Genomic DNA, 13,615 nt, shown 5'->3' with positions numbered 1-13,615 from the left:
TCATGACCTGGACGTTTCTGTCACGATTTTCGGTCAAGCCCGAGCATGACGCCGATTTTGTCGCGCTGATCCCGCAGATGGAGGCGAATGCGGCCCAAGAACCCGGCACGCTCGCCTATAAATTCTTTCGTCGCAGCGAACCGCACAGCTTCGCCGTGTTCGAAAGCTTCGTCGACGAGGCCGCCGACAAGGCGCACCAGGCCAATCCCCGCAGCGCAGAGATCATCGCGCGGATGATCGACTATATCGATGGCACCTACACGCGCGACTATCTGCTCGCGATATGACCAGCGGTCCGATTGTTACGCTGGGTGCGCTGCTGCGGGATCGTGCGGTGCAATGGCCCGATCAGGATGCGCTGGTTTTCCCCGACCGACGCGAGACCTATGACAGGATGAACCGCGCCGCACGGCGCTGGGCCAAGGCGTTGATCGCCCGCGGCGTGCAACCGGGCGACCATGTCGGCATCCTGCTGACCACGCGCCCGGACTTCATGGAGATCCTTTTCGGCATCGCCATGGCCGGCGCGGTGTGCGTGCCGGTCAACGCGCGCTACCAGCCCGGCGAGCTTGCCTTTCTGGTGCGTGATGCCGACCTGGTCTGCCTGATCACCACCGGTAAGGTCGCCGATTCGCTCGATTTCGGGGAGCGGCTGCTCGGTGCCCTGCCCTCGCTAAGGGCCGCGGCCGATCCCGCCGCGCTGTCGCTGCCCGAGGCGCCGCGACTCGCCTCGATCATCTGCGTCGACGATCCCTGCCCGGCGTCGTTGATCCCCTCGGCCGCCGCGCTGGCCGGCGGGGACAGCGTCTCCGACGCCACGCTCGACGCCGTGATCGACGCCGTCGAACCCGACAGCATCGCGCTGATCCTCTACACGTCGGGGACGACCGCCAATCCCAAGGGCTGCATGATCCGTCACCGGAGCATCGTCGGCAACAGCCGCAACCTCGCGCGGCGCTATGAGATCGGCGCGGGCGATCGCTTCTGGTCGCCGTTGCCGATCTTCCACATCGCCGGCATCCTGCCGATGGTCGCGATCGTCGATGCCGGTGGCGCCTATCTCACCATCCCGAGCTTCGATGCCGGCGTTGCGCTCGACATGCTCGTCTCCGAACGCGCGACGCATGCCTATCCCTGTTTCGTGACCATCATGCAGGACCTGATCGCCCATCCGCGCTTCGCGACCACCGACCTGTCGAGCGTCCGGCTAATGAACGCCAATTTCGCGGTGCAGCCCGATGCGATCAGGACCGCCATGTCGGCGGCAATGCCGCACACGATCATGGTCGGCACCTACGGCCTGACGGAGGGCGCGGGCACGATCTGCACCAGCCGGCCGACCGACAGCTGGGCGGCACGCGGCTGGCGATTGGGCGTGCCGCTCGACGACTGGGACGTGCGCATCGTCGATGTCGAGACAGGACTGGACTGTCCCGTGGGCAGCCAGGGCGAAATCATCGCACGCGGACCCAATATGCTGGCGGGCTATTACAATGCACCCGACAAGACCGCCGAGGTCATCGACGCCGATGGCTGGTTCCATACCGGCGATATCGGCTCGTTCGATGACGAGGGGCAGATCATGTTCCACGGCCGGACCAAGGATATGCTGAAGGTCGGCGGCGAGAATGTCGCGGCGGCCGAGATCGAGGCGGTGCTCCACAGCCATCCGGCGGTGTTGCTGGCCCAGGTCATCGGCATCCCCCACCCGCGCTATGTCGAGGTCCCGGCGGCGTTCGTCGAGTTGCGCGGCGACGCGACCGCCAGCGAAGCGGAACTGATCGAGCATTGCATAGGCAAGCTGGCGAGCTTCAAGCTGCCGCGCCATGTCCGCTTTGTGACGTCCTGGCCGATGTCGACATCGAAGATCCAGAAGTTCCGCCTGCGCGACGTGTTGGTCGCCGAACTGACAAGGGAACACGCATGACCATTGCCCGCAGCTTCATCGCCCGATTGCTGGTCAAGCCGGAACGGCGCGAGGACTTTATCGCGTTGCAGGTCGAATTGAAGGCGCTGGTCTTCGCGCACGAGCCCGACGCACTGGTCTACGAACTGTTGCAGGCCGACGACGACAAAAACCTGTTCCACTGCGTCGGCACCTTTCGCGACCAGGCGGCATTCGACCATCACATGCACATCGATTTCCACGATCGGCTGGTGCCGCCGATCCTCGATTGCCTGGCAGAGGAGATGCAGGTGACCTTCCACGACTCGCTCGGCTGATCGCGGGAGATCGTCATGGCCATTTCGCTCGAGGCGATCGAAGCGCGGCTACAGCGGGTCGAGGCCGAACTCGCGATTACGGCGCTGGTCCATGCCTACAGCTTTGCGATGGACAATCGCGATCTTGCCTCCGCACTTGATCTGTTCACGGAGGATGGCCGGTTCCGCTCAGCCGATGGCGTGATGGACGCCCACGGGCATGACGCCATCGCCGCGCAATATCGCGGCCGCTATGCCGCGCTCGGGTTCAACCTGCACGTCACCCACGACCGGACGCTTGCGTTCGAGGGACCCGACGACGCGACCGGCATGGTATCGGGACATGCCGAGCTGGTCCGGCATGGCGAGACGATGGTCGCGGCAATGCGCTATCACGATCGCTACCGCCGCGGCGCCGATGGCCGGTGGCGCTTCGCCGACCGCTGCCTGCACTTCTTCTATTATCTGCCGGTCACCGACTATGTCGCGGCGCTGAAGCGACGCGACCGGATGCGCGCCTATGGCGAGCCACGCGACGCCGAGCTTCCTGAAGGGGCGTGGCGCTAGAGCAGCGCGCCCGAAATCGGGATCAATTGCGCTGCTCTAGATATTTGTTGTCGCATCGCTTTTTGCTGAAAACCGGTACCCACTTTTCAGCGCGATGCGCTAGGCCATTTCGCGGATCGGATCGATGCCGTCCCAGTTTTCGGCCGCGCGGCGCACCGCGCCGAAGAAGCGACGGATCGTCTCGTTGTCGGGCAGGATTTCGACCATGTGACCCGTTGCCGGCGACGTATCGACATAGGCGAAGTCGGCTTCGCCGAACCGGCCCGTGCTGCCGACCGCGAAGCCCAGCGCACGATAGCGTTCAACCTCCTTGCCGACGTCCGGCACGATCACCGCAACGTGATGGAAACCCTCGATGCCCGGCGCATAGAGGTCGCGGTAGACCGATGGCGTATCGTCATGCTGCTCGACCAGCTCGATCTGAACATCGCCGGCCTGGGTGAGCGCCAGCGAGAAATCGGTCGCCATTGCCAGCCCGCGATGGCGCGGATCGGCCAGCTTGATGTGGCGGTTCATCATGAACGGGCCGCAGCCATAGGCGCGACTGAAGCGGCGCACCGCGGCATCGAGATCGGTGACCACCCATGCCATCTGGACAATGGCGCTGCCCGGCAGGATCACAACGACTCCGGCGCTTCGATGAGCCCGGCCAGCGCCATCATGAAACGCCCGGCATCGGCACCGTCGATCGCGCGGTGATCGCAGCTGAGCGACAGGTGCAGCATCGGCACGATCCGGATTGCGCCCTCGTCGGCGATGGGCTCGGCGCGCGCCGCGCCGACCGCAAGGATCGCGCCGTGCGGCGGATTGATGATCGCGTCGAATTGCTCGACGCCGAACATGCCGAGATTGGACAGGCTGAAACTGCCGCCCTCGAACTCTTCCTGCCGCAGCCGGCCCGAACGCGCCCGAGCGCCGAGATCGCGCATCAGTGCGGCAATATCGGCAACGCTGCGCTGCTCGGCGCCCGCGACGATCGGCGTGATCAGTCCGCCATCGGTGGCGACCGCAACCGCAATATCGCCGCCCGGCAAGCGGTGAATATCGTCGCCATGGACTTGGATGTTGAGCGCGGGCACCTGCTGCAGCGCGAGTGCGCAGGCGCGGATCAGATAATCGTTGAGGCTTGGCCGCGGATCGGCCGCGGCGCGAAGCGCCATCAGACGATCGACCCGGACCCGTTGCCGGACATAGAAATGCGGAATGGTCGATTTGGATAATGTCAGGCGCCGTGCGATCGTGCGGCGCATCTTCGACATCGGCTCGATCACCAGCGCGGCACTGGCAACCGGCGCCGGCGCCGGCGCAATCTCGGCCGCCGCCAGCACATCGGCCTTGCAGATGCGGCCGCGCGGCCCGGTTCCCGTCAGCCCGGTGAGGTCGACGCCGTGCATTGCCGCCAGTCGCCGCGCCATCGGCGATGCGAACGACCCCACCACTGGCATCAGGTCGAACGCCCCCTTCAGTGACAGTGTCGGCGCCTGGCGTGTTGCCTGATGCACATCCTGGAGCGAGATGCGCCCGCCGCGCCCCGTGCCCGTGATCGAGCCGATATCGACACCGGCCGCGACCGCGGCCTCATAGGCCGCCGGGCTGATCATGTGACGGTCGGGCACCGGTGCCACCGCGACCGGCGGCGCGGCAGCCGGCGGCTCGGTGGTTTCGGCGCCGGCAAAGCCGGTATCGGCCGCGCGAAAACTACCCACAAAGGCGTCGATCGCCGCCGGATCGGCATTGGGGTCTCCCAGCACCGCCAGCAACGCACCGACCGGATAGGTCTCACCGGCGCGCGCGATCAGCCGGACAAAGCACCCTTCGGCCTCGGCCTCGACCTCGTTGGTGATCTTGTCGGTCTCGATCAGGGTCAGCACGGTGCCACGGTCGAAGCGCGCGCCTTCCGCCACCATCCATTCGGCGACGGTGCCTTCGCTCATTTCGATGCCCCATTTGGGCATGGTGAAGGCGGTGAGATTGGCCATGGTCCGCACCTACCGGAAGGCCAGCGTGCGGCGAACCGCCGCTTCGATGCCGATCGCCGATGGCAGCCACGCCTTTTCGAGCTCGCGGGCGAAGGGGATCGGGCTGTGCGGCGCGGTGACCATTTCGGGCGGCGCCTTGAGCGCGGTGAACGCCCGCGACGCCACAAGCCCGGCGATATCGGACGCCAGGCTGCATCGCGGCGAGCTCTCGTCGACGATCACGATCCGGCCGGTCGCCTCGACCGAATCGAGGATCGCCTCGTCATCCATTGGGCTGGTCGTGCGCAGGTCGATGACATCGCAGCCGATACCGTCAGCTGCCAGCTTGTCGGCAGCGCGCTCGGAAAAACTCACCATCCGCCCGCAGGTCACGATCGTGACGTCGCCGCCTTCGCGTGCCATTCTCGCCTGGCCGAAGGGGATGCGATAATCCTCGTCGGGCACCTCGCCCTTGGCGCCGAACAGTGCCTTGTGTTCGAAGAACATCACCGGATCGTCGCCGCGCAGCGCCTCGGTCAACAGGCCCTTGGCGTCGGCCGGCGTGGTCGGGAGCACGACCTTCAATCCCGGGATCGCCGTCAGCATCGCATAGACTGACTGGCTGTGCTGCGCCGCCGCGTTCATGCCGGCACCGTAGATCAGCCGCACGACGGCAGGGCAATTGGTCTTGCCGCCGAACATGTAGCGGAACTTGGCCATCTGGTTCCACAGCTGGTCGAGGCTGACGCCCACGAAATCGGCGAACATCAGTTCGGCGATCGGGCGCTTGCCGGCGAGCGCCAGCCCGGCGGCGGCGCCGACGATCGCGCTCTCGGAAATCGGCGTATCGATCACCCGGTCGGGGCCGAACTTGGCATAAAGCCCGCCCGTCGCCCCCCAGATGCCGCCAATCGCCTCCGGCCCGCCGGCCGTGCCGTTGCCGCCGACAATGTCCTCGCCGAGTATGACGACGTCGGGGTTGCGCTCCATTTCGGCATGGATCGTGCGATTGATCGCATCGCGGATCGTCATCACAGTCATGGTCCGCGCTTCCTCAATATTCCGCATAGACATCGGTGGTGACGGTCGCCGGGTCCGGCGGCGGCGCCGCCTTGGCCTCGGCCGTCGCGGTGTCGATCAGGGCGGCAACCTCGGCGTCGATCGCATCGAGTTCGGCGACGGTAAGCAAGCCCGCCTCGCCGACCCGCGTGCGGAACGCCTTCAGGCAATCGCGCTCGTCACGAATGCGGTCGAGTTCGCCGACGCCGCGATAGCGCTGCGGATCACCCTCGAAATGGCCATAAAAGCGCTCGGTATCCAGCTCGATCGCGGCCGGGCCGTGGCCGGCGCGGACATAGTCGAGCAGTTCGCGCATCGTGTCATAGGTATCGAAAAAGTCGCAGCCATTGGCGCGCCACACCCGCATGCCGAACGCCTCGGCGCGGCTGGCGATGTCGCGGCTGGTCCCGACGGCATAGTCGACGCCGGTATGTTCCGAATAATGGTTGTTCTCGAACACGAAGATGCACGGCGCTTTGGTGACGACCGCCATGTTCATCGCTTCGAAGGTTGTCCCCTGGTTGCACGCGCCATCGCCCGAAAAGGCGATCGCGACCTTGCCCTGCCCGTCGATCTTGGCCGACAGCGCGGCGCCGACCGCCTGCGGAGCACCCGCACCGACAATGCCGTTCGCGCCGAGCATGCCGACCGACAGATCGGCGATGTGCATCGACCCCGACTTGCCGTTGCACAGGCCGCCCGCACGTCCGTAAATCTCCTTCATCATGCCCTTCACATCGCAGCCCTTGGCGATGCAATGGCCATGGCCGCGGTGCGTCGACACGATGAAATCGTCATCGGCAAGATGTTCGCACACGCCGACCGCCGCGGCTTCCTGGCCGCAGTAGAGATGCGTGAAGCCGGCGATCTCGCCGGTCTTGATCTCCTCGTGAAGGCGTTCCTCGAACGCCCTGATCACCGCCATCTGGCGATAGGCGCGCAACAACTGATCCCGGCTCAACTGCACTATAGGTCCTCTGGCTGCTTGCCGTGCTCGCCGTAGATGAACTGGTCGAGCACATGGTGGAAATGACGGATGCGCAGTTCCTGGCGGTTGAGCCACAACCCCTTGAAGGCGCTCGACTGCATGCCCTTCTGCACGGTCGGCAGGTTGAATGCGTCCTGGTCGAGCACCTGGCCGATCGACTTGTCACCGTGCTTGAAGTGCTGGTGCCGAACGCGTTCGGGCCATTCGACACCCTCCGGCACCAGCTCGAACAACCACAGATCATAAAGCATCTTGTTGGGGTCGGTCGGATGCGGGCGTTGCCGGAACATCATGATGTCCTCGGCATGGATGTTCATCGAAACGTTGGGGAAGATCGAATAATGGTAATCGTCGGTCAGCTGATCGTCGTTGAGCTCGGAAAAGTCCTTGCCCTGCGCCGTCGCGTGCTGCCGGATGAAGCGCTGCAGATCGTGCCGAATGTCCGACACCCGCCCTTCATATTCGGCCGGGTCCATGCCGGCCTTGCGCATCATATGGTCGATGGCCGGGGGGATCGCCGACGGCAGCGCGACGCGCGGGCTGACCGTGGCGAACGGCACCAGATAGCGCGAATGCTTGTCGTAGCAATCGATCTGGACGTTGACGTCGTCGAGATACCATTGCAGCTGCGGGTGGATGCCCTGGACATGGTAGTTTTCGTGGAACGCATCGACCGACGTCTTCCAGTTGCACTCCCACTCGACGGTGATGTCGCGCGTCCACGCCATCCGTTCGAAATGATAGGGATCGAGATGCGCCGGGATCATGCCCAGATAATCGGCCAACGGCTCGACATCGGGGTTGAGCGAGAACCACACGAAGCCGCCCCATTCGGCGCACGGCAATGCCGGCAGCCGGCCCCCGGGCGGCCCCCCCTGCGGAAAGCTGGCGAGATCGGGAATATGTGTAATCGTGCCGTCGAGCCCATAAGCCCAGTGATGATACATGCAGCGAAAATCGCTGGTGTTGCCTAACCCTTCGGGGCGGAGGCGATTGCCGCGGTGCAGGCAGACATTGGGAAAGGCGCGCAGCGAAGCGTCGGGCTGGCGCACGATCAGCACCGACTCCCGCCCGATATCGGTGCAGATATAGTCGCCGGGCTGCTTCAGGTCGTCTGACCGGCCACCGAGCAGCCAGACCTTGGTCCACACCCGATCCCATTCCATCGCCATGAAATCCGGGGAAAAATAGCGCGCGGCTGGGATCAGGTCATTGCCAAGATCGGGATCGTCGGCCTTTTCGGCTGGCGTTCCGCTGGGCCAGTCCTGCGGATTGACCCGGATGATGTCGACCTGGCGTTTGACGTCCATTGCTTGCGGCCCGCCCGTCAGAAATGGGTGCGGTTGGTATAGCCGCCGTCGACCACCAGATGCGATCCGTTGCACCAGCTTGCCGCCGGGCTGGCCAGAAAGACGATCGCGCGGGCGATTTCCTCGGGCGTGCCCAACCGGCCGAGCGGCTGCTGGCGCAGCGTGCTGGCGTAGAATTTCTCCATTGTGCCCTTGATCATGTCCCAGTTGCCCCCCTCGAACTCGACCGGGCCGGGGGACACGACGTTGACGCGGATGCCATCCTTGCCATGCGCCAGTGCAAGCTGCTTGCCCCAGGTGACGAGCGAGGCTTTCATCGCATTATACGCCTGCGGTCCGCCCATTGCCTCACCGGCCGAGGTGGTCGCGATCAGCACGATCGATCCGGTCTGGCGTTCGGTCATTCCCGGCAACACCGCTTCGACCGCCCGCACCGGACCCAGCACGTCAACCTCGAACGCATTGTGCCAATATTTCTCGCTGCCGATGCCGCCGCCCGACGAGGAGATCGGAATCAGGATATCGCAGCCGCCCAGTTGCTCGATCGCGTCGGCCAGCCACGCCTTGTAGGCGTCTTCCTTTTTCACGTTCACCGCCGAGCCGATGACCTTGGTACCGTATTTGCGCAGATTGGCGACGGCATCCTTCACGCCATCCTCGGAGCGGGCGGTGATCGCCAGATCGCACCCCTCACGCGCCAGAATCTCGGCGACAGCCATGCCGATGCCGCGCGCGGCACCGACGATGATCGCCTTTTTGCCCGTCAAACCGAGGTCCACCTTGCTCTCCTATGCTCGACTGAGTTCTTGGCTGCGCGGCAATCGCCCGAGCTGCGCGCCGCCGCTGACCTGCATGATCTCGCCGGTCATGAAACACTCCGGCGCGCTGAGCCAGGCGACGGCGGCGGCGACCTGCGCCGGCGTGGCCAGCGCGCCCAGCGGACTTTCTCCACGATAGAGATCGAGGAAATACTTATCCTCGAGAAATCCCGCCGTCATCGGCGTCCTGGAAAAGCCCGGCGCGACGGCATTGACCCGGATGCCCCGTGGCCCGAACTCGAGCGCCGCGACCCGGACCAGTTGATTGAGCGCCGCCTTGGCCGAACTATAGGCTGCCAGCCCCACGCCCGCGATCGACGCGGTCAGCGACGAGAACAGCACGATCGACCCGCCCTGCGGCATTGCCCGACAGGCGTGCTTCAGGAAGGAGAAGTTGCCCGTGACATGGATCGCGAACTGGTCCTCGACCTGCGCCGACGTACTTCGCGCAATCGAGAAGGCCGTGCTGGTGCCCGATGCATTGACCGCGATGTCGAGCGGCCCGGCTGCCGCTATCAGCGCCTGGACCTGGCCGTCATCGGTGATGTCGCAGGCGATCGCCGTCCCGCCGATATCCGACGCGAGCGCTTCGAGCGGCGCGATCCGGCGACCGGCGACCACGACATGCGCGCCGCGCGCCGCCAGCAGACGGGCCACTGCCTCGCCGAGCCCCCCTTCGCTCGATGCACCCAGCACCAGCGCACGCTGTCGATCCTCGCCCATGAGCCCTCACTGAACCAATTCTCGCCGGGTCGCAATAAAAACAATCATGATTGCTTTTTTATGGGCTGATCACGAGTGCATTGTCGATCATGATCTCCGTCCCGTTCACGAAGCGCGACTCATCCGATGCGAGGTAGAGGACGAGTGCGGCGACATCCTTCGGCGCCCCGACCGCACCGGCCGGCAACACGCCGTCGGGCACCGTGTTTTCGGCCCCCTCGCGCCCTTCGGCAAACTGGATCATCGGTGTCTCGATCGACGCGGGATGGACCGAATTGCACCGGATGCCATAGCCCTTGGCCTGGCAATGGATCGCGATCGACTTGGTCATCGCCCGCACCGCGCCCTTGGCCGCGGAATAGGCGAAAAACACCGGATAGCCGAGATGGCTTGCCGTCGAGGACATGTTGATGATCGACCCGCCTCCCGATCGCGCCATCAGCGGGATCGCATGCTTGCAGCCCAGAAAAACGCCTTCGGACATCACGGCATTGGCTTTGCGGAACTGTTCGAGCGTGGTCTCCTCGGGATCGGCAACGACGACGATGCCAGCATTGTTGACCAGGATGTGGAGCCCGCCAAAGCGCGCCTCGGTCGCCGCGATCACCCGTTGCCAGTCCGCCTCGCTCGACACGTCATGCTGAACGGCGATCGCGTTCTCGCCAATCTCGTCGGCCACCGCCTGCGCCGTCACGGCATTGATATCGCTAACGACAACCATCGCCCCCTCGGCCGCCAGCATCAGGCAATCGGCCCTGCCGAGCCCCGACCCGGCGCCCGTGACCAACGCGACCTTCCCAACTACCCTTCCCAATGCTCGACTCCCTGCTTATTATTTATTCGCGATAAGGCGCCGCTATCGGTTGCCTGTCAAAGCAAAAACAATCATGATTGTCTTTTATTCATGGAGGCCCCGGATCGGATGGCCGTTAGCGCAGCACAGTCGACCAAACTCAATGCCAGCCACGCGCCCACGCTTCAGGCGTCGAAAAGCGCGGCAACGCGGTCGCGCCTGATCGAAGCGACGATCCGCTGCATCGTCAAGCACGGCTATGCGCGCACCACCACGCCGCGCGTCGCGGACGAGGCGGGGATGTCGCGCGGGGCGATGCTGCATCATTTCGAGAATGGCAGTGCCCTGATGCAGGCGGCGATCGCCGAACTGCACGAGAAGCGCCTCCAGGCGTTCCGGCGCAGCGCGGGATCGACCGTTCACGATGTCCACAATCTGGTGCGCGCCTATTGGAAACAGGTGTCGAGCCAGACCTTCACCGCTTTCCACGAACTCGCCATCGCCGCGCGCACCGACCCGGATCTCGCCAATATCCTGGTTCCCGCCCAGGAGGACTTCCGGAACCGCTGGTACAAGCAGGCCATCGAGCTATTTCCCGAATGGCAGGGTGATCGCGCACGTTTCGATCTCGCACTGGCGCTGTCGCAGAACGTCCTCGAGGGAATGGCGATCAACCGTCTGACCCATGGCATCGACGATGCGATGGTCGAGCCGATCCTGTGCGATCTCGAACGCCAGATCGAGGCGCTGAAACCAGCGGCATCGTCAGCCTAGGCGGAATGGCCGGCTTCCTCATCTCGCGCACCCCAGGCGATCGCCCGGCGCAGCAGTTCGTAGAAGATCGGGTAGTTCCAGCTGCCGCGCTCGGGATGCGGATTGAACGGCCTGATCGGCGCGAGATCATAATGGCCGCGACAATGGCCCAGCGTGAGATAGAGCACCGACCCGCGCCCGAGCCGGCGTTCGTAGAGTACCGGCACCTGCGCCTCGTCCCATTCGCGATCGACGAATTCCGGGCAGCTGCCCGTGAAACTGGTGTGCATCAGCACGTCGATCGGCGCGGTCGGCCGCACCAGATAAAGCTCGTCGATCGTGTTGAAGGCGCGCAGGCCGCGCGTCATCACATGGTCGTCGCGCGTGATGTGTACCTTGTACGCGCCGATCGGCGGATGCGCCGCGAATCGGGTTCCGAGCAGCTCCATGAAGCCCGGCGCATCGTCGGGCGTCGCCACCGTGCCGTCCTCGAGAAACCGCAACAGCGAATTCGTCCCGTGGAGCGCCAGCCAGCGCCCGCCGCGCTCGAGAAAGGCTGCGAGTGCCGCGACCTCATCGTCGCTGGGCGCGAGGTCGCAGGTATAGGTGATCAGAAAATCGGCAGTGGCGAGGTGCCCGGTCGACGCATAGTCGGCCGCGACGCTGGTCCGGATAGCAGGCTTCTCGGCGAGCAGCTTGAGCAACTCGAGCCGCGCAAAATCGATATCGTGATACTTCCCGGCGGCCACCACGTGAACGTGCGTCATGATCGGTGCTCGTGGCTTGAGGGTCGACCGACCCGGTTAGGACAAGGCGTTCAATGAACACCCAAGTGGCGGACCATCGATGAGCGGTCAAGCGAGCGGGCCGCTGGCCGGGGTCACGGTCCTCGATCTCACCAGTGTGCTGATGGGCCCCTATGCGACGCAGATCTTCGCGGATCTCGGCGCGGACGTGGTCAAGATCGAAAGCCCCGAAGGCGATACGACGCGTCGCCTCCCGCCCGTGCTCGCCCCCGGCCAGGGCGCGATGTTCGTCAACATCAACCGTGGCAAACGCAGCATCGCGATCGATCTGAAGACCGCGGCCGGGCGCGACGTCGTGTTGCGGCTGGCCGCGACGGCGGACGTGTTCATCCATTCGATGCGCGGCGCCGCGATCGAGCGGCTGGGACTTGATTATGTGGCACTCAAGGATGCCAATCCGCGAATCATCTACGCCAATCTATACGGATTTGGCCGCGGCGGTCCCTATGCGGATTTCCCCGCTTATGACGATATCGTCCAGGCCGCTTCGGGACTGGCATCGCTGCAGGGTCGATTGACCGGCGGCGACCCCGGTTATGTCGCGAGCGCGGTCGCCGACAAGGTTGCCGGGCTGACCGGGACCTATGCGGTGATCGCGGCGCTGTTCGCGCGCGAACGCAGCGGCAAGGGGCAGGAAATCGAGGTTCCGATGTTCGAGACGATGACGTCGTTCGTCATGGCCGAGCATCTCTGTGGCGCGGTGACCGAGCCGCCCAGCGGCCCGGCGGAATATCCCCGCGTCACCGCCCCCGATCGGCGCCCCTATCGCACGCGCGACGGCCATATCGGGCTGATGATCTACAACGACAAGCAATGGCGCAGCTTCTTTGCGCTGATCGGCGATCCCGACTGGTCGCGCGATGCGATATTCTCGTCGATGACCAGCCGGACGGAGAATATCGGCACCGTGCTTGGCCGGCTCGGCGACGTGATCGCCACGCGGACGACCGATGAATGGATGGAAGCGTTTCGCGAGGCGGAAATCCCCGCAATGCCGATCTTCTCGACCAGCGACCTGCTCGACGATCCGCATCTTGCGGCAACCGGCTTCTGGCATCGCGCCGACAGTGCGCTTGGCCCGGTGCGCATGCCGGGGGTCCCGACGCGCTTTTCCGAAACGCCCGGCGCGGTCGGCGATATCGGCCCGGCACTCGGTGCCCACAATCATGAAGTGCTGGCCGAAGCCGGGTATACGGCGCGCGAGATTACCGCGCTGGAAGGGTCGGGCGCGCTGCGCGCCGTGGCGGGCTAGGCGGGATCGAACACAAGGATCGGCACGCCGTCCTCTTCGGCGATCCGCGCGCGTACCGGCATGCCGATCGTGACTGCGGCGGCGGGCAGCCCCTCGACCCGGCTCATCATCCTCGGCCCCTCATCGAGATCGACGAGCACGACATTATAGGGTTCGGCCGGCGGCTTCGGGCCGATCACGGTCACCGAATGCACCACGCCCCTGCCCGACGCCTCGATCCAGTCCAGCGCATCGCCGCCCGGCGACGGCGCCATCACGCGCGGCGGAAAGAAATGGCGTCCGTCGACGGGTGAGCGCTGCAACAGGAAGCGGCCTTCGGAGAGCGCCTGTCGCCAATGCGCTTCAGGACCGGTTTCGGGACTCATTTCGACGCGTCTCCTCTTGGC

General features: G+C 65.0%; 16 protein-coding genes. 6 read left to right on the top strand and 10 right to left on the bottom strand.

Annotated features, from left to right (window positions below; genetic code table 11):
• The first annotated feature begins 2 nt into the window (after positions 1-2).
• From U1839_RS11565 to U1839_RS11550, 4 genes are read left to right on the top strand one after another with little or no spacing between them, the layout of a single operon-like run.
• Positions 3-287 carry a putative quinol monooxygenase gene (locus U1839_RS11565; RefSeq protein WP_332803772.1) on the top strand — a complete coding sequence of 95 codons (285 nt, stop codon included), beginning with the start codon at positions 3-5 and terminating at the stop codon, positions 285-287.
• A complete protein-coding gene (locus U1839_RS11560; RefSeq protein ID WP_332803771.1) occupies positions 284-1,927 on the top strand; it encodes a class I adenylate-forming enzyme family protein in 1,644 nt (547 codons plus the stop codon). The genes U1839_RS11565 and U1839_RS11560 overlap by 4 nt, the downstream gene beginning before the upstream one ends.
• On the top strand, positions 1,924-2,223 hold the full coding sequence (locus U1839_RS11555) for a putative quinol monooxygenase (RefSeq protein ID WP_332803770.1): 300 nt from the start codon (positions 1,924-1,926) through the stop codon (positions 2,221-2,223). Before U1839_RS11560 ends, U1839_RS11555 begins: the two co-directional genes overlap by 4 nt.
• A 15-nt stretch (positions 2,224-2,238) precedes the next feature.
• On the top strand, positions 2,239-2,769 hold the full coding sequence (locus U1839_RS11550) for a nuclear transport factor 2 family protein (RefSeq protein WP_332803769.1): 531 nt from the start codon (positions 2,239-2,241) through the stop codon (positions 2,767-2,769).
• Positions 2,770-2,868: 99 nt separating this feature from the next.
• Here the strand turns inward: U1839_RS11550 and U1839_RS11545 are convergent, their stop codons facing one another.
• Genes U1839_RS11545 through U1839_RS11510 form a run of 8 tightly spaced genes read right to left on the bottom strand, consistent with a single transcriptional unit; the run spans position 2,869 to position 10,412 of the window.
• Positions 2,869-3,390, bottom strand: coding sequence for a VOC family protein (locus U1839_RS11545; protein WP_332803768.1), 522 nt, complete (start codon positions 3,388-3,390; stop codon positions 2,869-2,871).
• Complete coding sequence (locus U1839_RS11540) at positions 3,387-4,748, bottom strand: dihydrolipoamide acetyltransferase family protein (RefSeq protein ID WP_332803767.1); 1,362 nt, start codon at positions 4,746-4,748, stop codon at positions 3,387-3,389. Before U1839_RS11540 ends, U1839_RS11545 begins: the two co-directional genes overlap by 4 nt.
• Before the next feature lie 9 nt (positions 4,749-4,757).
• A complete protein-coding gene (locus tag U1839_RS11535) occupies positions 4,758-5,768 on the bottom strand; it encodes an alpha-ketoacid dehydrogenase subunit beta (protein ID WP_332803766.1) in 1,011 nt (336 codons plus the stop codon).
• Between the two features lie 13 nt (positions 5,769-5,781).
• On the bottom strand, positions 5,782-6,753 hold the full coding sequence (locus U1839_RS11530) for a thiamine pyrophosphate-dependent dehydrogenase E1 component subunit alpha (protein WP_332803765.1): 972 nt from the start codon (positions 6,751-6,753) through the stop codon (positions 5,782-5,784).
• Complete coding sequence (locus U1839_RS11525) at positions 6,753-8,084, bottom strand: aromatic ring-hydroxylating oxygenase subunit alpha (protein WP_332803764.1); 1,332 nt, start codon at positions 8,082-8,084, stop codon at positions 6,753-6,755. Before U1839_RS11525 ends, U1839_RS11530 begins: the two co-directional genes overlap by 1 nt.
• 17 nt (positions 8,085-8,101) lie before the next feature.
• Complete coding sequence (locus U1839_RS11520; RefSeq protein ID WP_332803763.1) at positions 8,102-8,863, bottom strand: SDR family NAD(P)-dependent oxidoreductase; 762 nt, start codon at positions 8,861-8,863, stop codon at positions 8,102-8,104.
• A gap of 9 nt (positions 8,864-8,872) precedes the next feature.
• A complete protein-coding gene (locus tag U1839_RS11515) occupies positions 8,873-9,625 on the bottom strand; it encodes an SDR family NAD(P)-dependent oxidoreductase (protein ID WP_332803762.1) in 753 nt (250 codons plus the stop codon).
• Between the two features lie 58 nt (positions 9,626-9,683).
• A complete protein-coding gene (locus U1839_RS11510) occupies positions 9,684-10,412 on the bottom strand; it encodes an SDR family oxidoreductase (protein WP_332803874.1) in 729 nt (242 codons plus the stop codon).
• A gap of 117 nt (positions 10,413-10,529) precedes the next feature.
• On the opposite strand from U1839_RS11510, the gene U1839_RS11505 reads away from it, so the two are divergent.
• A complete protein-coding gene (locus U1839_RS11505; protein WP_332803761.1) occupies positions 10,530-11,192 on the top strand; it encodes a TetR/AcrR family transcriptional regulator in 663 nt (220 codons plus the stop codon).
• On the opposite strand, the gene U1839_RS11500 is transcribed toward U1839_RS11505, so the two are convergent.
• Positions 11,189-11,938 (bottom strand): ThuA domain-containing protein, encoded by a 750-nt coding sequence (locus U1839_RS11500; protein WP_332803760.1) that lies wholly within the window; start codon positions 11,936-11,938, stop codon positions 11,189-11,191. The genes U1839_RS11505 and U1839_RS11500 overlap by 4 nt on opposite strands.
• A gap of 79 nt (positions 11,939-12,017) precedes the next feature.
• On the opposite strand from U1839_RS11500, the gene U1839_RS11495 reads away from it, so the two are divergent.
• Positions 12,018-13,229 carry a CaiB/BaiF CoA transferase family protein gene (locus U1839_RS11495; RefSeq protein ID WP_332803759.1) on the top strand — a complete coding sequence of 404 codons (1,212 nt, stop codon included), beginning with the start codon at positions 12,018-12,020 and terminating at the stop codon, positions 13,227-13,229.
• Here U1839_RS11495 and U1839_RS11490 read toward each other — a convergent pair.
• The gene (locus U1839_RS11490) at positions 13,226-13,594 is read right to left on the bottom strand and encodes a Zn-ribbon domain-containing OB-fold protein (RefSeq protein WP_332803758.1); all 369 of its coding nucleotides are present in this window, start codon (positions 13,592-13,594) and stop codon (positions 13,226-13,228) included. The genes U1839_RS11495 and U1839_RS11490 overlap by 4 nt on opposite strands.
• Positions 13,595-13,615 lie beyond the last annotated feature (21 nt).

It is taken from the genome of Parasphingomonas halimpatiens (genome assembly GCF_036663795.1).
In the GTDB taxonomy this organism is placed as follows: domain Bacteria; phylum Pseudomonadota; class Alphaproteobacteria; order Sphingomonadales; family Sphingomonadaceae; genus Sphingomonas.
Note: the sequence above shows the minus strand (reverse complement) of the source record. Positions and strands in the feature narration are given on the sequence as shown.